Genomic DNA, 18,892 nt, shown 5'->3' with positions numbered 1-18,892 from the left:
TGACGAGACCACTGGCATGACGAGGTATCTGGCGCGCAGCCTTCCGGCTCGATTGAGGCGGGTTTGGACCGATGACCGCGGCATGACGCTGCTGGAGATTCTGATCGTCATGGTCATTCTCGGGCTCCTGGCAACGCTCGGCTCGGTCCAGCTGATCGGCTATCTCGGCCGCGCCAAGGCACAGACGGCCCATCTCCAGATCGAGGAGATCGGGACGGCCGTCGAACTCTACCGCATCGATGTCGGAAGCCTACCTGAAGGCAAAGACGCACTGATCGGCCTTGTCGAGCAGCCCGCCGGCGTCGAACGTTGGAACGGCCCCTATTTGCGCAAACGCACGGTGCTGACCGATCCGTGGGGGCGGGCCTACACCTATAGCCAACCGGGAGAGCATGGCGAGTTCGACATCGTCAGCCTCGGAGCAGACGGCAAGGCCGGCGGCGAAGGCGTCGACGCCGATATCGGCAACTGGATGCGCTGAATGTCGGACCGGACGACCTACCCGCCTCGCGCACTCGACCGGTGGATGATCGCGACCCGCTCGATCGGATCCGAGGTGGTGGCGGGCCTGGCCGATCTTTTTTCGCTCGCCCCTGTCTGGCTGCGATCCATCGTCCTCGGCGATCAGCGTGCCGTGCGGCTGGAGATCCGTGACGATCATGTTCACGCGCGTCTCGTCGATCCGCTGCGCCCGGCCACATCCGACGTTGCGAATGCGACGGAGCGCGACGACAGACAACTTCGGAAAGCCGCTGTCCGCCGCCCCGTCATTCTTGAGGTCTCACCCGAGCGTGTGCTGCGCTGCGAGGTGGACATCCCGAATGCAGCGGCTCGCAAGCCGGAGACGGCGCTACGCTATGGCCTATCGCGCTGGACACCCTTCGAATGGAACGAAGTCCACGTCGGCTGGCAGCGCATGGAGTCCAAGGGAGAGGTGACGCGACTGAAGCTCGCACTCGTCCCGCGGAGCGTCACGAATCCCCTTTTAGAACAAGCCCAGCAGGCTGGCTTCGCCGTCGATGCACTCCATCTGGGTGACGATCATACCGCTGTTGTCTGGATCCGGTCGGAGATGCAGAAGCGGCTGCGCCGGGCACTCGCTATCGACCTATTGCTCGCCGTACTCGCCGCCGGCCTCGTCATTGCGCTCGTCTGGCTGCACCTTGAGAACGCCGAGGCTGAGCGAGAACGGCTCCAAGGCGAGATCAAGTCGGCAATCGTTGAGGTCCGCGCCGGAGAGCGGCTCGCCGCCGAAGTAGCCGGTCTCGAGCGCATGCGCGCGCAGATCAGGACGGCCCGGCAGGATTTTCCGTCCGTGTCGGCCGTCTTCAATGATCTCGCGCAGGCGCTACCGGCCGACGCGCAGATCGAAGAACTTGCCTGGTCGGGGCATAGCGGTCGCCTCGTCGTCCGGCAGCCGATCGGCTCGGCGAGCACGCTGCAACTTCCTGCCGCCACCACGCTATCCGTCGCGAAGGTCGTCATGGATCGAACGAGCCGCCCGGACGCGCTCATGTCGATCTGGGAACTGACGGTCCGCCCGGAGACAGCACCATGAACGGTCTCGACAGACGCCGCACCACCCTGGCGGCATCGGGCTTGGCCGTCTTGTCCGTCCTCACGCTCCTGCTGTTGGCGCCTGTCGTCGGCACGATGCTCGCGGTGCAGCAGGACATCAACGACCTCGACGCGCGTCTGGATGCCCTTCGTGCGCGAACTCCGGACAAGTCGGCACTTCAAGCCAAGATGCGGGCGCTCCGCACAGACCCGTCGATAGCCCCGTTTCTGACGCCGGTCGACGCCGCGTCGAGACAGGATGCGTCCGCTCTTCTATCCGACCAGTTGCGGACACAGGCGGTCGATCTGGTCTTCATTCCCATTCCCGAGAGCGAAGGGAGCGATCTGATCCGCCGCCGCTTCACGGCGCGTCTTTCGCCCGCGGTCGCTGGACGCCTGCCATCGTTGATCGAATCCGCTTCGCCGCCCTGGTTCGTCGAGGAACTCGCCGTCACCCGCTCTGGCGACGGCCAGCTGATGGACGTGTCCAGCGTGATCCGAACCTTCGCGCAGGCGCCGACATCCAGCGGAAGCGAACACCCATGAGCCGCCGCCTCGCTCTCGTCGCCGTCAACACAACGCTGTTCGCGCTGATCGCCTGGCCTCTGGCGTTTTCATCGGCGCCGGATGTCGGCGGCTTGGACGAACGGCCGATGACGACCGCGAAGGCCGCCCTTGTGGAACCGCAGGTCCCGGCCTCTGCTCCAACTGGGCCGGGCGTCGACCTGTTTCGGGCCGCGATTGTCGTGGCAGCCCCACCCGTCGACACCGCGCCCAAGGCTCCGGATCTTCGCCTGATCGGCGTGATCGGCGGCCCCGGCGCAAATGTTGCGGTGCTCCAGCAGAGCAAGGACGGACCGATCGTCCGCCTGCGCAAGGGCGAGGTCTTCGAGCAATGGACCGTCGCCGAGATCGCCCGCAAGACTGTCACGCTCGAAGGCGATGGTGTCCGCTCGATCCTTATGCTCGATCAGCCTTCGACCGACGCTGCTGCGCCCGAGACATTAGCAGGCGAGGCCCAGGTAAACTTGCCCCCTCAGCAAGCGCCCTCGATCGGCCCCAGCTCCGTCATTCGCCGCTTCCGCCGCTAATCCGATATCCCCTCGTCGCAGACCTCATCATTGGTCGACGCTGTCATCGTCGACTGGATGATTTCGACGTGGGGGGCACGCGCCAGCACATTCACGAGCGTTCTGAGCTCCTGCCCGCCATGCTCCGTGACGATGGTCAGCAAGGGACTCGTTGTCGTCGGCGAAGGCTGGGGCTCACTAATGGACGGCTGATCCGGCGTCGCGGCGCCGTCGAGGCCGGCTGGCATCCGCTGCCGCGTCGCGATCGTCATCGAGCGCGCAAGCCGGCTGGCGCCATTGCCGAGTCGCTCGCAATCGGGAAGCAGCGCTCCGAGGTCGGAGATGATGACATGATCGGCACGCGCGCGCGTGATCGCGTCGACGACCGTCTGCCGGCTCTTCCCCGACAGCGCGAGGTTTGCTGCAAAGCGCGGCAGCACGCCGAGATCGCTCGCGTTCACGTCGAATTTCTCGCCCTCGCGCTCCAGGAAGATCGAGACGGTCGACGATCCAAATTGCCAGGAGGCAGGCTGGGCTCTCGATGTCTTCGGAAGCTCGAGCGGGTCTTCGCGATATTGGAGCGCCCGGATGGCCCGGGCCGTCGCCGCATCGAGAAGGGCACGCTCCTCAGCCGCGGCGAGTTCCGCCCTCGTGGTGTCGATCGCGTTCAGCGACCGGGTCGACAGTGCAATCGCTCCGATTGAGAGAACGGCGATCGTAAGCAGAACGAAGAGAAGCACGAAGCCCTGATCATCCGCTCTGGGTCGGCCGCTCCTGGAACAGGACGCACAAGCGGTCGGAGGTCGGCCGGCTTCGATCATCGTGCTCTCGACCGGCATCCAATGGCCCCCGTGGAGCTTCTCCGCGTCCAGCGGCGATACCTAGGAGATGGCCACAGATCGGGAGCGTCAACAATCGCCCCGCCCGACAGTCCACGACTTTGGCGCGCCCGGCCGTGACGGCGCCGCACCCCTGGTCTGATCTGGCGCTAACAGCATGGGTCTCTGCGCAACGCCGCGTGCTTTCAGGGCGCCGGTCGCAAACAATTTGGTAGCGTGTCTCACATAGCTCAACGCTCCCCCAGCGCGACCGCGTGGAGGCTTACAATACCCTTTGACGACGGCGCGGCGGCAAACTCGACGATAGGAACCCGTTTCAGATTATCCGCCGTGCCCACGCCACGGCGGCCATGAGCCGCGGCGCCCTCAGTTGCGCCTCGCGAGACGCAATTGGCTCGCCATCAATATAAGTATCTGATTATATTGATTTTTTTGAGCGGCATGGTATTATCAATCGTCAGCCGGCGAGTTGCCGCGCGCTGACGAAACCACCGTCAACACAGAGAGAGTTTCATGCTTGGACAACCCGCCAAGGTCCTTGGCGGCGCCGACGTTCGTCGTGCGCTGCGATGGGTGGCGAATAGCCGCCATCCCGAACGAAATGCCGTCATGCTACAGCTGAGTGTCAAAGCAGGGCTAAGGGCCTGCGAAATCGCCCGACTGACGTGGCGAATGGTGACCGACCACCGCGGCCGGATCGCCACGACGATCGAACTACCGGCACGCGCGGCCAAAAAGGGCAGCGGTCGTCGGATTCCGATGCATCCAGCGCTCAAGCAAGCGCTGACGCGGCTTCAGGGCGTCACCATCGTCGACCCATTGGCTAGCGTGGTGCGATCCGAGCGTGCTCGGCCAATGACGCCCGATTCAGTCGTCAACTGGTTCGCCCGGCTCTATGCCGAACTGGGCCTTATCGGATGCTCCTCACATTCGGGGCGCCGCACTTTCATCACGCATGCGGCGCGGCTTGCGGGAGCGGCCGGCGGCTCGCTGAGGGATGTTCAGCTTCTCGCTGGTCATCGGTCGTTGAAGACGACGCAGGGCTACATTGATGGCAGTGAGCCGGCGCAGCGGCGCTTGGTGCACCGGCTGTGATCGTCAGCCTCGATCGCTCGGCCGGACATCAATGGCTGTGCCGTCCACTCGCGGGTATGTGCTTGTAGTTAGATTGGAACAAATCATGAACAATCATGACACTTCGTCAAAACCGTCGCGTCGTCGTTCGCCCTCACGCCTGGAGCGCATCCGCCGCCACAACGACGCGCTGCGGACAGAGCATCGCGGTGGCAGTGTTGTGGTGACCGACGGCATCGCCGAAATGGGCCCTGCCGCGGTTGCCGCGATCCTGGCGGCGATCGCAGCATTCGAAGCGTTCGATACCAACAACGATCCCTACGGCGAACGCGACTTTGGTTCCATCGTATTCGAGGAAAGGAAGGTCCTCTTCAAAATCGACTATTACGACCGCAGTTTGCGCCTTCATTCTCCAGACCCCGCCGACGCTAAGGTCACCGCTCGTGTGATGACCGTGATGCTGGCCAATGAGTATTGAGCGGGCAGGTGATGAGAACGCGAGATCATCGAGTCCCCTTGCGGCAGGGCGACCTCGACGCGCTATGCGGAGTCTACGCCGTCATCAACGCCGTTCGGCGAGCTATCGGCACGAGAGCGCCTCTCGACGAGGGGGAACTGAAGCTGCTGTTTTCGAAGCTCATGCGGGCGGCAAATAAGGAAATCGGCGCCTTGCGAGCAACTACGTACGGCATGGACGCAGCCCCCCTGTGGAAGCTGACGGGAGCTGCGCGCACACACATTGCCAAACGACATGGGCTCGAACTAACGGCCGAGCGCCCCTTTCATGGCCAGAAGCGTGTCCCTTCGAACGATGTGTTGCTGTGGCTCGATCAGGCGCTACCGCAAACGAACTCGGCAGTGCTCGTCGGATTGGAAGGCGAATTCGACCACTGGACGGTCGCTCATAGGTTCACGACGGCATACCTGGCGTTTTTCGACAGCGCCGGCTTCAGTCGTGTGCGTATCGAACGCTGTCGAAGGGAATCGATCATCGACGGTGCGTCGATCATTTGGCTCCGTCTCGCGTGAAGCAGTACCTAACGCCGATCCGGGTGTCGACGCTCTAACCATGCAATGCGCAAGGTGGCGCGTTGCCCCCGAGCAATACCTTCAAGACGGCAACGAATCGAGCAGTGCGCGGACATCCACCCGTGGTTCGCTCGGTTTGCCCCTAGGTGGCCGATGTGCCATCATCAAAACACGTCGCTTGGTCGCGGCAATAGCGAGGCAGACCCCCATGTCGGGTGGCCTGCCAAATACAAAACTCGACATCCGTGCGAGCGCTTGCGTTTGCACGGACTGGAGAAATAGGCAGGGCGTGTTCAGCCTCGTTTTCACGCGACCAACCACCTGGCGCCAGGCCGGGTGCGGCGTGCACTTGGTCGTGCAAAACGGGGACAACAATGAAGTCAAGGCTTTTCTACATCGGCCTGGCCAGCGTGGTCGTGGTCGGAATAGTGGCATCGCGCGCGTTTGGCGACGACGATAGCGACGATAGACGCGGCGCGTTTTCGAAGTGCGTCGAGGTTTTTCAGCAGAAGTACGCCACGAATTCTAATGAGCCAACTGAGCCCACCGAAACCCAGGAAATGGAGCGGCTGGAGGCCGCATATCCAGATATTGATGATGAATCGAATGTCTCTATCGAACGAAATGCTCAAGGATATTTTATTGTCGCAGCAGTTCCATTCTACATGGTGAATGTGAGTCTTGAATCCCCATTCAACATCTTGAATATGCACTGTTTAGCTAAACGCGGTGGCCAGGATGGCTGGTCAGCGAAAGTTTGGATCCAGTAAAGTAGGCGCTCACCAACAACCCAGCCGGTTGGCGCGCGCCAACCGGCTTGCCCGTGGCGCGCCGCGGGGATGTCCGGATGAGCGTCCCATACGTTACCGTGGGAGTGTGCACCAGTTTGCTATGAATGGTCCACGGCCACACAATGGGGGGCGCAATGCCCGTCCACCGATCCGGTTAGGACATTTGACGGTCGGTCCTCATTCTGCCGTTACCGGCACCGGCTCCACTGATGCCGGACGGCGCCCGCCACGTTTGGAGTGGCAGTGGCGGTCGCGTCTCCAGTCTAAGCTCGCATCCCTCCTCAGGAGGAGTCGTCACACGCGCAGCCGATTCTGAGGCCATATAGCTGGGGCCGCAGGTAACGAACATTGTGTGGATATCTCGCATCGGACGCGGTGCTCCGCTCGGGCGAAAATCGAGCACAAAGAGATGTTGGTATTTTAGTTGGTATGATCGTTCTTCTATTTTTTATCCATGATGGTTATCAGTCAGTTAGAGGCCTAATATGAGTGATGTAAGCGGCACCACCCCTCCCCCGGCAAGCTTCGCTCCCTGCCCCGGAAGACATTCCCGACATAATACGAATCTCGACCAAGGTGCAGACGGCGACTGGCCCTGGACGCCAGCGTTCGTTGGCGTGTTTGTCGATGTCGCTGACCCATCGATATTCAGGCTTTCCGGACGGGTGTCATTGCCGGGCTGCAGCCGGCAATCCCGACTCGACGTGCCTGCCGCCCCAGGCAGCCCCTCGCCGGCATGATCCGCAGGCCCCGTCTGTCTGCCGACACCGGCAGCTGCCCGGCCCCATCGATCTCGCTCAGTCCGTACTGTCTGTCGCTCGACAGATCCTCTCGACGCCGTGAACGGCGCATCATGCCACGCCGCATCTCTGCCCTTGCCTCGCCCGTGGAACTCGCCTAGAAACGCACATCATATATCATGCATGATGCTTCCTGTAGCGAGCCGGAAGTGGGGGAGATCGGGATGGTTTTGGTGTTCGGAGCGCCGGGGCGGTATGTTCAGGGTCCCGGCGTGCTCGATCGCCTCGGCGAATTCATCGCGGCCTGCGGGCCGCGCGCGATCGTTCTGGCCGATCGTTTCGTGCTCGGTCTGATCGAGGCGCGCGTACGGGCGAGTTGCGAGGCTACCGGCGTTGCTGTCCATATCGAGGCGACCGAGGGCGAGGTCACCGAAGACGCGCTCGCCGATCTCCGTTCGCGCCTTTCCGGCATCGAGGCCGATGTCATCGTCGCCGCCGGTGGCGGCAAGTGCATCGACACCGGCAAGGCGATCAGCCATGAGCGCGGCGCCGACTATATGTCGCTGCCGACGGTCGCCTCCAATGACGCGCCGACCTCGAAGAACTATGTCGTCTATGACGCGCATCATCGCCTCGTCGAGGTGCGTCATCTCCCCGTGAGCCCGCGCTATGTCGTCGTCGACACCGCGCTGATCGCGCTGGCGCCGCGCGCCTTTCTGCTGGCCGGGATCGGCGATGCGCTGACCAAGAAATTCGAGGCCGAGCAGTGCCTCCGCGCCGACGGCAACAATATGTTCGGCGCGCGGTCCTCGCTCTCCGGCGTGGCGCTCGCCGCGGCCTGCTATGACGTGCTGCGGCGCCATGCCGAAACGGCGCTCGGCGAGGCCGGCAGCGGCCAGCCGAGCCGCGCCTTCGAAGAACTGATCGAGGCGGTGCTGCTGATGAGCGGGCTCGGCTTCGAGAGCGGGGGCCTTTCGATCGCCCATGCCATGACGCGCGGCCTTTCCAAGGTGCCGGGCGTGCGCGAGGCGCAGCACGGGCTCCAGGTCGCCTATGCGCTGCTCGTCCAGCTCGCGCTCGAGGCGGACCGTGACGCGGCGTTCTTCGCCGATCTCTATGGCTTCTACGACCGGCTCGGCCTGCCCAAGACCTTGGCCGCGCTCGGCGCAACCGACATCGACGACGCCATGCTGGCCGCGATCGCCGAGCCGACGCTGGCCGCGCCCCATGCCCGCAATTTCGAGCGACCTCTGTCCGTCGCGGATCTCGTGGCCGCCATGTGCGCCGTCGAGGCCGCTTCGCCATCAGGACCCGTCCGGGCGGCCTGAGCCGCCCTCACCCGCACCAACCGAGGAGGAAACCATGTCGTCGCCCGGCGGATCTGCCGCCCTGCATGGCCAAAACGACTTCACGCCGACGGCCGAAACGGTCGCGATGCTGAAGGAAAAGGCGAAGTTCGTCCGCCTCGAGACGATCCGGCTGATCGATATCGCCAAGACGGGGCATTACACCTCCGTCTTCTCGGCGGCGGAGATCTTCGCGGCGCTCTATTATGACGTCATGAAGATCCGGCAGGGCGAGCCGAAATGGCCCGGCCGCGACCGTTTCCTCATGGGCAAGGGCCATGCGGCGGTCGGCCAGTTCCCGATCCTCGCCGAGTTCGGCTTCTTCCCGAAGGAATGGCTCGACGATTATACCCGCCTCGGCAGCCCGCTCGGTGACCATCCCGACATGCGCAAGGTGCCGGGCGTCGACTTCTCGTCGGGCTCGATCGGCCATGCCCTCTCGGGCGGCCTCGGCATGGTGCTCGCGCAGCGCTTCACCGGCGAGACCTATAATGTGTTCGCGCTGCTCGGCGATGGCGAGATGCAGGAGGGCCAGGTCTGGGAGGCCGCGCTTTCGGCCGCCGCGCACAAGGCCTCGCGGCTGATCGCGATCGTCGACCGCAATGGCTACCAGCTCGACGGCAAAGTCGACGACGTCATCGGCATCGAGCCGCTGGACGAGAAGTGGCGCGCCTTCGGCTGGGAGGTGCATGTCGTCAACGGGCATGACGTCGCCGCGCTGACGGAGCTGCTGCGCCGCGTTGCGGCCGACATGGCCCGCACCAAGCCGTGCTGCATCATCGCGAAGACCATGAAGGGCAAGGGCGTTTCCTACATGGAGACGGAGCCGGGCTGGCATCTCGGCTGGCTGGACCCCGAAGACGCCAAGCGCGCCATCGACGAGATCGAAGCCAGGGAGATTGGATGATGAGCGGACCGCTTTCCCCGAATTCGTGGCACTATCGCGAGCTCAATGCGCGCAATCCGGGCCTGTCCTATCTCTCGGACGGGCTGATCGAGCTCGCCGAGGCGGGCCATCCTGTGGTCGCCGGCTCGGCCGATCTCCAATATTCGAACGGCCTCAACAAGTTCGCCAAGGCCTATCCCGACCGCTATATCCAGTTCGGCATTTCCGAGCAGAACATGGTGACGGCGGCGGCGGGGCTCGCGACCTGCGGCCTCAAGCCCTTCGTCGCGACCTTCGCGTCGTTCCTGGGCCTGCTGTGCTGCGAGCAGATCCGCATGGACGTCGCCTATTCGGCACAGCCCGTGCGCCTGATCGGCCACCATACCGGCATCTCGCTCGGCTTCTACGGCACGTCGCATCACGCGACCGAGGACATCGCGACGATGCGTTCGATCGCCGACCTTGCCGTCGTCTCGCCGGCGGACGGCCCGCAATTGCAGGCCGCCATCCGTGCCTCGGCCGATTATGAGCTGCCGATCTATTTCCGCATCTCGCGCGGCCGCGATCCGATCGTCTACGAGGACGGCGTGACGTTCGAGTTCGGGAAGGCCGTGGTGCACAGTATCGGCGAGGAACTCAACATCATCGCCTGCGGCATGGCCGTGCACGGCGCGCTGGAGGCGGCGAAGAAGCTCAACGCCGCCGGCCGTTCGGTCGGCGTCATCGACATGGCGTCGATCAAGCCGCTGGACCGCGAGGCCATCCTCCGCGCGGCGGGCAGCGCGAAGAAGATGCTGACGGTCGAGGAGCACAATGTCATCGGCGGCCTCGGCGCGGCGGTGGCAGAAGTGCTCGCCGACGAGGGCGCGGGCGTCAAGCTCAGGCGGCACGGCATCTATGACGAGTACAGCCTGATCGCGCCGCCGACGCATCTCTATGCGCATTACAAGCTCGACGCCGCCGGCATCGAGGATGTGGCGCTCGGCGTGATGAACGGCTGAAGCTTTGGCGGGACGGCGGCGCGCGACGGGCATCGAAGCGGAGCGCGCCGTCGCGTATGGATGGTCGGGACCGGATCCATGATACCGGCGAAGTGGGAGGAAACGACATGAAGACGGCTGTGGTCACGGGCGGCGGAACGGGCATCGGCCTGGCGACGGCGACGCTGCTGGCCTCCGAAGGCTACAAGGTGATCGCGGCGGGGCTGGAGCGCGAGGACGAACTGCCCGCCGGCGTCACCTTCGTCGAGACCGACGTCACCAAGGCGGAGTCGCTCGCCGCGGCCATGGCGGGCGCCGACGAAATCCACGGGCTCGTCAATTGCGCCGGCATCTTGCGCCATGAGCGCGAATGGCAGACCGACGAATTCGCCAAGGTGCTGGAGATCAACCTGACGGCCGTGCTCGGCGCGGCCAATGTGGCGCTGCCCAAGCTCGAAAAGGCCGGCGGCGCGATCGTCAACATCGCCTCGATGTGGAGCTATTTCGGCACGGCCGGCGCGCCGGCCTATGCGGCCAGCAAGGGCGGCATCGTCTCGCTGACCAAGTCGATGGCGGTGGCCTGGGCGCCGCGCGGCATCCGCGTCAACGCGGTCGCGCCGGGCTGGATCGAGACGCGAATGTCGTCGCGGGCGAAGAACGATGCCGAGCGCGGCCCGCGCATCACCGGCCGCATCCCGATGGGCCGCTGGGCGCAGCCGGCCGAGGTCGCGGCCGTGATCTCGTTCCTGCTGTCGCCCGCCGCGTCCTATGTCACCGGCACGGTCATCCCGGTCGACGGCGGCTATTCCTCCGCCTGAGGAGACCTCGGGCCGTCCTCAGCGCCGCACGGGCTTTGCCGGCGGCGCGGCGTCGGCCGCCTCCGCTTCCTCGCGCTCCAGCATCTGGACCAGCGCCTCGCTCCAGGCGACGTCCTCCTGCATGGCGCGCTTGGCGGCCTCCGCGTCGTGCCGCTTCAGCGCGGCGAGGATATTGTAGTGCTTGTGGTCGTCGCCGGTGAGCTGGCGGACGGGGATGCGCTCATGGAAGATGCGCAGGAACGGCCCCATCAGCACCCACATATTCTCGCAGATGCCTTCGACGATCGGCATGCCGGCGAAGCGCAGGATCGCGAAATGGAAGGCGCGGTTGATCCGCGCCGCCTCGGCGGAATCAACGGCCGCCGCCTTGATGAAATCGGCGTTGATCCGCTCCAGCTCCGCCAGTTGCTCGTCCGTCGCGATCTCGCCGACGCGATAGGCGGCGAGCCCCTCGAGCTCGATGCGGATGCGCACGATCTCGCGCAGATCCGCCGGACTCAGCCGCGGCACCTGCACGGAGGTCGCGGCGCGCACTTCGAGCGCGCGCTCGCTCACGAGGCGGAAGATCGCCTCGCGCACCGGCGTGATGGAGGTGCCGTATTCCTCGGCAACGGCCGAGATGGTCAGCCTTTGCCCGGGCGAGAACTGCCCTTCCATCAGCGCGGCCCGCAGACTGTTATAGAGCTGCGAGGAGAGGTTTTCCCGCGAGACGGGTTTCACGGCCATTCTCTGGATCCCTTTGAAGCACGGCTTCGATGTTAGCCGGGTCCGCTCTCTTCCGCACGCCCGCCTTGCGCCGCCGTCTCAGCCGGCGAAGCGCGTCTCCGGCAGGCCGCGGATGCCGAGCCCGGTGATCGCGAACAGGCTGCCGGCGAGCGGCCCGGTCTCGACCACGCCCGGCACCGGCGCCGTCTTCATCGACGTGACGTAGAGCGTGTCGAGATCGGGGCCGCCGAACATCACGGAGGTGACGCAGACGATGGGCATGTCAATCGTGCGGTCGAGCGAGCCATCCGGGGCGAAGCGGTGCAGCTTGCTCTTGTAGACGCCGGCGCTCCAGACATAGCCCTCGGCGTCGACCGTGGCGCCGTCCGGCAGGCCGTCCTCCTCGCCGAAGAGCGCAAAGCGACGCTTGTTCGCGACATTGCCGGTCGCGAGGTCGTAGTCATAGGCCCAGATGGCGCGCGAGCGGCTGTCGGCGAAATAGAAGATCGAGCCGTCCGGGCTCCAGCACGGGCCGTTGGAAACGACGATGCCATCGTCGATCTCGCGGATCGAGAGGTCCGTACCGACGCTGTAGAGCTTACCGTCGGCGCTCGCCTCGGTGATGTCCATGCTGCCCGAGACGTAGCGGCCGCGCTTGTCGACCTTGCCGTCATTGATGCGGATATTCGGGCCCGCGCGCTCGACCGTGCCGATCAGCGTGCTCGCGCCGGTCGCGAAATCGAACAGGTAGAAGCCGTCGGCGAGCGAGAGGATCGCGCCGCCGTCTTTCCGCAGCGCCATCGAACCGATCTTCTGCGGCACGTCCCAGCTCTCGACCTCCCCGCCCGTCGCCGTGGCGCGGAAGATCTTCTGGCCATAGCTGTCGATCCAGTAGAGCCGCTGCTCGGCGACGTCCCAGAGCGGGCCCTCGCCGAGGATGGTGTTGCAGTCGACGATCGCCTCGATCTTCATGGGTCGGGTGCCTCCCTGGCGTGAATGGGCCGCGCGGCTCAAAGGCCGGGCGCGGCGCGACGATGGGCGCTCACGGCCGCGATCAGCAGCGCGCCCTTGATGAGCATCTGGAAATGCGTGGATACGTTCCAGAAATTGAGGCCGTTGGCCAGCAGGGCGAGCACCGCGACGCCGGCGACCGAACCGCCGATCGAGCCCATGCCGCCCGAAAGCAGCGTGCCGCCCAGCGCCGTCGCCGCAACGGAATCGATCGCGAAGCTGGCGCCGACCAGCGGATCGCCGCTGGCGATGCGCGCGGCGAGATTGATGCCGCCGAGGCAGGCGAACAGCGCGGACAGGACATAGCAAGCGCCAACGACCCGCGCGGCGCGCACGCCGCCGAGCGCCGCATTCTCCGGCGAACCGCCGACCGCATAGACATGCAGGCCGAAGCGCGTTCCGCCGAGAAGAAGACTCGTCAGCAGCACCAGCACCACCATGGCATAGATCGGCAGGGGCAGGCCGAACAGCGTGCCATTGGCATAGGCGACGAGACCCGCGGGAACCGTGCCACCCGGAATCGGCCGCAGCAACAACGCCGCGCCCTGGACAATCGTCATGGTGGAGATCGTCATCAGAATCGGATGAATGCGGAAGCGCACAATGCCGACCGCATTGGCGAGCCCGACCAGAAAGGCTGCGACGAGCGCCAGAGCGAAGGCGCCGAGCGGATGGATTTCGAGGCTCAGGATCGCCGTCGTCAGGCTGACCACCGAGCCGACCGAAAGATCGAACCCGCCGGCGAGAATGACCAGCGTCTGGCCGAGCGTCACGGCCATGACGCTCGATTGCTGGTTCAGGAGATTGACGATGTTCTGCGCGGAGAAGGCGCCGGGCGTCGTGAAGGCGAGACCGGCGGCGATCAGAACGGCGAGCGCGACGGCGGGGAGTGCCGAGCGGCGGCGCGCCTGCCGCGCATGGGCGGACGTCAGAATGCTCATCCGAGCTCCCCATAGATGGCGGCGCGCATCACCTTGTCCTCGGTCGCCTCGGCCGCCGGCATGCTGCCGACCGTGGCGCCGTCGCGCAAGATGACGAGGCGGTCGCAGAGCCCGATCAACTCGGGCAGTTCGCGCGAGGTGACGAGGACCGGAATGCCGCGATCGGCGAGTTCGCGCAGCAGCGCGTAGATTTCGGCCTTCGCGCCGATGTCGACGCCGCGCGTCGGCTCCTCGCAGATCAGCAGGCGGATGTCGCGCAGCAGCCAGCGCGCCAGCAGCGCCTTCTGCTGATTGCCGCCGGAAAGATCGCCGATCGGCTGGGACGGGTCGCGGAGACGGATGCGCAGGCGGCGGATCTGTTCCGCGACGCCCGCGCGGGCCTGCGGGGCGAGCCGCGCGCCGGAAAGGCCGGGCAACAGCCCGGCCGCGATATTGCGATCGACGCCGAGCGACAGATAAAGGCCCTCGCGCTTCCGATCCTCCGGCACGAGCCCGATGCCGGCCGCGATGCCGCCGGCCGCGTCGTCATGCCGGATCGGCGCGCCGGCGAAGCGGATCGTGCCGGCGTCGAGCCGCCAGCCCTCGAACAAGGCGCGCGTAATCTCGATCTGGCCGTGCCCCTCGAGGCCGGCGAGGCCGACGATCTCGTGGCTGCGGACCGTGAAATCCACGGGCCCGGCGAGGCCCGGCGCCTTGACGCCCTCGAAGGCGACGACGTCGCTTTGCCGGTCGGCGGCATGGGCGGAGCGCGGCGGATAAAGTTGTTCGAGCTTGCGGCCGACCATGGCGGCGACCAGCGCATCGGACGTGGCGCCTTCCGTCGCGAAGGTGTCGACATAGCGCCCGTCCTTGAGAACGGTCACCGTATCGCAGAGCGCGAAGATCTCCGGCAGGCGATGCGAGACATAGAGAATGCCCTTGCCGTTCGCCTGCAGCTCGCGGATGAGCGCGAACAGCCGTTCGGCCTCGCGGTCGCCGAGCGCGGCGGTGGGCTCGTCGAAGACGAAGATATCGGCGTCGCGCATCACGCCCTTGGCGATCTCGACCATCTGCTGCTCGGCGACGCCGAGCGTTCCGGCGAGCCGCTCCGGGTCGAGCGCGAGACCGAGGCGTTCGAGCGCCAGCCGGCTTTCGGCGATCATGGCGCGGCGGTCGACGAGACCGAGGCGCGTGCGCGGCTCGCGGCCGAGAAAGAGGTTTTCCGCCACCGACAGGTTCGGCAGCAGGATGAACTCCTGGAAGATGGTGGAGACGCCGGCCTCATTGGCCGCCTCGGCGTCGCGCCACGCGACAGCTTCGCCCTTAAAGCGCAGCGTGCCGGATGTCGGCGCATGGACGCCCGCGATGGTCTTCATCAGCGTCGACTTGCCGGCGCCGTTCTCGCCGAGCACGGCATGAACGCTGCCGGCCTTCAGCGCCAGCGAGACGCCGACGAGCGCCGCGACCGAGCCGAAGCTCTTGTGGATGTCGACCGCTTCGAGAAGTGGGGCCATCGTCCTGCTCTGCGATAACCGGGTCGCGGATCGCCGTTCACTCATCATCATGTCCGGGTCTCCGGCCGTAGCCGGAGACCCGTTTGGCGCGTCTGGCGAAGATTACTTGGCGTAGATCTTCTTCAGCACGTCGTCAGGGAGGCTCGATCCGACCCAATAGGAGTCGTTGAGGTCCGGGCGATAGTAGGTGGCGATCTGGTCCTTGCGGATCGGATCGGGGTTCAGGAAATAGTCGCTCTGGACGGGCTCGCCCTTGAGCAGCTTGACGCCGGCGATGACGGCCTGCTGGCCGAACCAGGTCGGGTACTGCGGGGCGATCGAGTCGAGGTTCATCTCCTGCCAGATGCGCAGGAAGCCGTTATTGCCCTCGCCGGTCATCGGCACGAGCTTCAGGCCGTTCTCCTGCATGACTTCGGCGCAGGCCTGGGTCATGGCGCCGCCCGACGACCAGATGCCGTCGATATCGGGATGGGCGACGATCAGCGACTCGCAGACCTGCTTGCCCTTGTCATACGCCCAGTCGCCGAACGCCGTGTCGATGACCTTGATGCCGCCGGCCTTGAGGCTCTCCTCGGCAGCGGCCCAGCGATCATTGTCGATCGAATTGCCGGAGATGCCGCGGATGGCGATGATGTTGCCCTTGCCGCCCAGCGCCTCGACGAGGTAGTCCGCGCCGGCCTTGCCGAAGAAGCGGTCGTCGCCGAGGATCTTGGTGGTGTAGTGCTGCGGATTGGCCTTCGAGGCGAAGAGCACGACCGGGATACCGCTGGCATAGGCCTTGTCGAGCACGCCGTTCAGCGCGGTCTCGGAGCCGGGATCGACCAGCAGCGCGTCGACGCCGCGTGCCAGCAGATCCTCGATGTCGGAGACCTGCTTGCTGACATTGCCGCCCGCGTCGGTCACGACCAGCTCGGCGATCTCGGGATGCTTCGTCGCCTCGTACTTCGCCTCCTCGATCATCTGCACCCGCCAGGTGTTGACGAGCGAGATATTCGAAAGACCGATGACGAACTTGTCCTTCTTGGCCGGCTCGCGCTTGACCTCGGTCGCGCCGGGCGCGGCCTTGAGGCCCGGATTGAAGTCGAGCCCTTCGGCCGAAGCATGTCCGGCGGCGAGGCTTGCCGCCGCGAGCATGCTCGCGCCGAGGAGCATGCCTTTCAGCTTGTTCATCCACTCTCTCCCTTATTGGATGGTTCGTATCGTCCGGCGCCCTGATGCGGCTCCGGCATTTCCTTGACGCCCCCGCCGCCTCATCGGCTGCGATGCGCCGCAAGGCCCGCCGCTCCCGCGACGATGAGGCCCTGGATGACGAGCTGGAACGGCTGGGCGACGCCCATGCCGCGCAGCAGATTGGCGAGATAGGTGATCACCAGCGCGCCGGCCACGATGCCGAGCACGCCGCCACGGCCGCCGCCGAACGAGGTGCCGCCGAGCACCACCGCCGCGAGCGAGGCGAGCACCAGCTCATTGCCGAGATTGAGGGTGCCGGTGCCGATATAGCCGGTGAGCACGATGCCGGCCGCCCCGGCGATGGCGCCCGAGGCGACATGGGCGACGAGCAGCGTCTTGCCGACGGGCAAGCCGCCAAGCCGCGCCGCGAAATAATTGGCGCCGAGCGCCTGCAATTCCCGCCCGATGACGAGGCGGGCGAGCGTCAGGCCGACGAGCAGCGCGACGCCGGCCCATACGAAGGCGGCGATCGGGAAGAGGCCGAGCCGGCCGGTGGCGATCCAGCGCACGGCGGCATTCACCTGCCCACCCGGCGCACCGCCGCTGACGACATAGGAAAGGCCGACCAGCACGATCGACATGCCGAGCGTGATGATGACGGCCGAGGCGCGAAGCCGCGCGATGAACAGCGCATTGACCGCGCCGACCGCCGCGCCGAGCGCGAGCGGCATGACGAAGGACATCCAGGGCGCGCCGGTCGCGAACATGCGGTGCGCCAGCAGCACGTTGACCAGCGCGATCACGCCGCCGACCGAGAGATCGATCGAGCGGCCGATCATGGTGAGGCTCTGGCCGATGGCGACGAGGCCGAGCGGGACGGCCTGACGCAGCACGATCAGGAGAAAAGGCAGCGTCAGCGCCTTGGGCTGCAGGAAGGCCGAGGCGACGAGAAGACCAGCCAGCGCCGGATAGGCGGGAACGGAGACAGCCGTCAGCGCAAGGCTGCGGAGCCCCTGCACGAGGCTCGACGTCCGTCCCTCCGAGGCCATGCCGGCCGTCATGCACGCTCCTCCCATCCTCCCGCCGCGACGCTGGTGACCCGCTCAAGCCGGCCGCCCGCGCCCGCGGCGCCTCGCCTAATCGACTATACGTCGACCTGCGCGGCGTCAAGCATCATGCATGATGCATGATATTCGGGACTGGTTGATGGCGGCACCTTACTCTCGGCAGACGGGCGGGATGAACCCGGCGGGCCGGATCGGCATCAGTCGAGCGACTGTCCAAGCCGCTTGCCATAGGCGACGATGGACCGCCCGACCGGCGCGCGCTCGGCTTCATAGGCTTCAAGCGCCGCATCGAGGTCCGACGCGCCGCGAAGCGCGTCGCGGAGGGCGAAGGCGTCCCCGGCGGCCTTTGCCACGCCCATAGCGGTGTGCGGGCGGGCCACGAAGGCCGCGTCACCCATGAGGGCAATTCGACCGGCCACCATGCGCGGAGGCGCGTAGTCGAAAATGGCATGCAGGAAGGGCTGCTGCTCCGCCAGAACCGCGGCGGCGAAGGACGGCGGCAGCAGCCGCTCGGCGTCGCCCCGCATCTCAGCCACCATTTCAGGACGCACACGGCCGGGCGCAACCGAGAACGGTCGGCGCTCGCCATCGATATCGGTCAGAACCGCTTCGAGGGCATCGGCCGAATAGTGCCGATACCAGACCCAGTTGTATCGGCGGCGGCCCTTCTCGATCCCGCCATCCGCTCCGGCGACGAGATAGCCGAGAATCTGCGATTGCGGCATCTCGTAGAAGGCGAAGCGATCGAACAATTGATGCGCCGCCGATCGCGGAACGGCGCTTTCCGGCACCAGGCCGCGCCACGTCGCATAGCCAACATAGGCGGGGCGCGAGCTCCCGCCTGCAACGGCCGTGCGGACCACCGACCCGATCCCGTCGGCGCCGATCACGATATCAGCCTGTTCCGCGCTTCCGTCGGCATAGAGGACGCGGGCGCCGTCCCCCTCCCGCTCGACCGCCACCGCTTGCTGCCCCGTCTGATAGCGTTCTGCCGGCAGCAGTTCGCGGAAGCTGCGGAACAGCAGGTCCCACGACAATTGCGCCTGCGGCATTTGCTGGCGATGGATGATCCCGCCCGCCTGGTCGAGATAGATCCGTTCACGGGCGACGACGCCCATGCGCGCAACATGCTCGAAACCGACCTCGCGCAGGATTGCGAAGACCTCTTCCTGCGCAACGAGACCGGCGCCACGACCTTCCAATCCATGACGCGAGCGCTCGGTGACCGTGACATCGAAGCCTGCGCGATGCAGCAGCACCGCAGCGAACAGACCTCCGATCGAACCACCGACGACGAGGATGCGCGGGCCCAAGGCTTTTCCCTCCGGATCAATTCGGGCGGCAGCGGCGAGCAGCCCGTCGGAGTACCGATCTA

At 65.8% G+C, this 18,892-nt stretch carries 20 protein-coding genes; 12 read left to right on the top strand and 8 right to left on the bottom strand.

Annotated features, from left to right (window positions below; translation table 11 throughout):
* The first annotated feature begins 16 nt into the window (after window positions 1-16).
* The 4 genes from gspG to GGR25_RS05265 are packed head-to-tail and all read left to right on the top strand — an operon-like array spanning window position 17 to window position 2,648.
* A complete protein-coding gene (gene gspG, locus GGR25_RS05280; RefSeq protein WP_183397730.1) occupies window positions 17-481 on the top strand; it encodes a type II secretion system major pseudopilin GspG in 465 nt (154 codons plus the stop codon).
* Entirely contained in the window at window positions 482-1,558 is a 1,077-nt protein-coding gene (locus GGR25_RS05275; RefSeq protein ID WP_183397729.1) for a hypothetical protein, read from the top strand.
* Window positions 1,555-2,103 (top strand): hypothetical protein, encoded by a 549-nt coding sequence (locus GGR25_RS05270; RefSeq protein ID WP_183397728.1) that lies wholly within the window; start codon window positions 1,555-1,557, stop codon window positions 2,101-2,103. The genes GGR25_RS05275 and GGR25_RS05270 overlap by 4 nt, the downstream gene beginning before the upstream one ends.
* Window positions 2,100-2,648 carry a hypothetical protein gene (locus GGR25_RS05265; protein ID WP_183397727.1) on the top strand — a complete coding sequence of 183 codons (549 nt, stop codon included), beginning with the start codon at window positions 2,100-2,102 and terminating at the stop codon, window positions 2,646-2,648. Before GGR25_RS05270 ends, GGR25_RS05265 begins: the two co-directional genes overlap by 4 nt.
* On the opposite strand, the gene GGR25_RS05260 is transcribed toward GGR25_RS05265, so the two are convergent.
* Window positions 2,645-3,367 (bottom strand): hypothetical protein, encoded by a 723-nt coding sequence (locus tag GGR25_RS05260; RefSeq protein WP_183397726.1) that lies wholly within the window; start codon window positions 3,365-3,367, stop codon window positions 2,645-2,647. The genes GGR25_RS05265 and GGR25_RS05260 overlap by 4 nt on opposite strands.
* Before the next feature lie 612 nt (window positions 3,368-3,979).
* Here GGR25_RS05260 and GGR25_RS05255 point away from each other — a divergent pair.
* The 8 genes from GGR25_RS05255 (at window position 3,980) to GGR25_RS05220 (ending at window position 11,130) form a co-directional block, all read left to right on the top strand.
* On the top strand, window positions 3,980-4,561 hold the full coding sequence (locus tag GGR25_RS05255) for a tyrosine-type recombinase/integrase (protein ID WP_183397725.1): 582 nt from the start codon (window positions 3,980-3,982) through the stop codon (window positions 4,559-4,561).
* Window positions 4,562-4,646: 85 nt separating this feature from the next.
* Window positions 4,647-5,018 carry a DUF3768 domain-containing protein gene (locus GGR25_RS05250; RefSeq protein WP_183397724.1) on the top strand — a complete coding sequence of 124 codons (372 nt, stop codon included), beginning with the start codon at window positions 4,647-4,649 and terminating at the stop codon, window positions 5,016-5,018.
* A gap of 38 nt (window positions 5,019-5,056) precedes the next feature.
* Window positions 5,057-5,569 (top strand): hypothetical protein, encoded by a 513-nt coding sequence (locus GGR25_RS05245; protein WP_183397723.1) that lies wholly within the window; start codon window positions 5,057-5,059, stop codon window positions 5,567-5,569.
* A gap of 374 nt (window positions 5,570-5,943) precedes the next feature.
* Complete coding sequence (locus GGR25_RS05240; RefSeq protein ID WP_183397722.1) at window positions 5,944-6,339, top strand: hypothetical protein; 396 nt, start codon at window positions 5,944-5,946, stop codon at window positions 6,337-6,339.
* A 985-nt stretch (window positions 6,340-7,324) separates the two neighbouring features.
* Window positions 7,325-8,428, top strand: a complete 1,104-nt coding sequence (locus GGR25_RS05235; protein WP_183397721.1) for a glycerol dehydrogenase — start codon at window positions 7,325-7,327, stop codon at window positions 8,426-8,428.
* Between the two features lie 34 nt (window positions 8,429-8,462).
* Window positions 8,463-9,353, top strand: a complete 891-nt coding sequence (locus GGR25_RS05230; protein ID WP_183397720.1) for a transketolase — start codon at window positions 8,463-8,465, stop codon at window positions 9,351-9,353.
* A complete protein-coding gene (locus GGR25_RS05225) occupies window positions 9,353-10,333 on the top strand; it encodes a transketolase family protein (RefSeq protein WP_183398591.1) in 981 nt (326 codons plus the stop codon). The genes GGR25_RS05230 and GGR25_RS05225 overlap by 1 nt, the downstream gene beginning before the upstream one ends.
* Before the next feature lie 107 nt (window positions 10,334-10,440).
* The gene (locus GGR25_RS05220; RefSeq protein ID WP_210299828.1) at window positions 10,441-11,130 is read left to right on the top strand and encodes an SDR family NAD(P)-dependent oxidoreductase; all 690 of its coding nucleotides are present in this window, start codon (window positions 10,441-10,443) and stop codon (window positions 11,128-11,130) included.
* 18 nt (window positions 11,131-11,148) lie between these two features.
* On the opposite strand, the gene GGR25_RS05215 is transcribed toward GGR25_RS05220, so the two are convergent.
* The 7 genes from GGR25_RS05215 to GGR25_RS05185 all read right to left on the bottom strand — a co-directional run bounded on the left by GGR25_RS05215 (window position 11,149) and on the right by GGR25_RS05185 (window position 18,830).
* Window positions 11,149-11,856 carry a GntR family transcriptional regulator gene (locus tag GGR25_RS05215; RefSeq protein ID WP_183397718.1) on the bottom strand — a complete coding sequence of 236 codons (708 nt, stop codon included), beginning with the start codon at window positions 11,854-11,856 and terminating at the stop codon, window positions 11,149-11,151.
* Window positions 11,857-11,934: 78 nt separating this feature from the next.
* A complete protein-coding gene (locus GGR25_RS05210) occupies window positions 11,935-12,807 on the bottom strand; it encodes an SMP-30/gluconolactonase/LRE family protein (protein ID WP_183397717.1) in 873 nt (290 codons plus the stop codon).
* A gap of 38 nt (window positions 12,808-12,845) precedes the next feature.
* The gene (locus GGR25_RS05205) at window positions 12,846-13,787 is read right to left on the bottom strand and encodes an ABC transporter permease (protein WP_183397716.1); all 942 of its coding nucleotides are present in this window, start codon (window positions 13,785-13,787) and stop codon (window positions 12,846-12,848) included.
* On the bottom strand, window positions 13,784-15,280 hold the full coding sequence (locus GGR25_RS05200; RefSeq protein WP_183397715.1) for a sugar ABC transporter ATP-binding protein: 1,497 nt from the start codon (window positions 15,278-15,280) through the stop codon (window positions 13,784-13,786). The genes GGR25_RS05205 and GGR25_RS05200 overlap by 4 nt, the downstream gene beginning before the upstream one ends.
* 102 nt (window positions 15,281-15,382) lie before the next feature.
* On the bottom strand, window positions 15,383-16,450 hold the full coding sequence (locus GGR25_RS05195; protein ID WP_183397714.1) for an ABC transporter substrate-binding protein: 1,068 nt from the start codon (window positions 16,448-16,450) through the stop codon (window positions 15,383-15,385).
* A gap of 80 nt (window positions 16,451-16,530) precedes the next feature.
* Window positions 16,531-17,511: an ABC transporter permease gene (locus tag GGR25_RS05190; RefSeq protein WP_183397713.1), complete on the bottom strand. Its 981-nt coding sequence runs from the start codon at window positions 17,509-17,511 to the stop codon at window positions 16,531-16,533.
* Window positions 17,512-17,714: 203 nt separating this feature from the next.
* Window positions 17,715-18,830 carry an FAD binding domain-containing protein gene (locus GGR25_RS05185; protein WP_246409396.1) on the bottom strand — a complete coding sequence of 372 codons (1,116 nt, stop codon included), beginning with the start codon at window positions 18,828-18,830 and terminating at the stop codon, window positions 17,715-17,717.
* Between the last annotated feature and the right edge of the window lie 62 nt (window positions 18,831-18,892).

It is taken from the genome of Kaistia hirudinis, assembly GCF_014196455.1.
GTDB lineage: Bacteria > Pseudomonadota > Alphaproteobacteria > Rhizobiales > Kaistiaceae > Kaistia > Kaistia hirudinis.
This window is presented reverse-complemented; position numbering and strand designations above follow the sequence as displayed.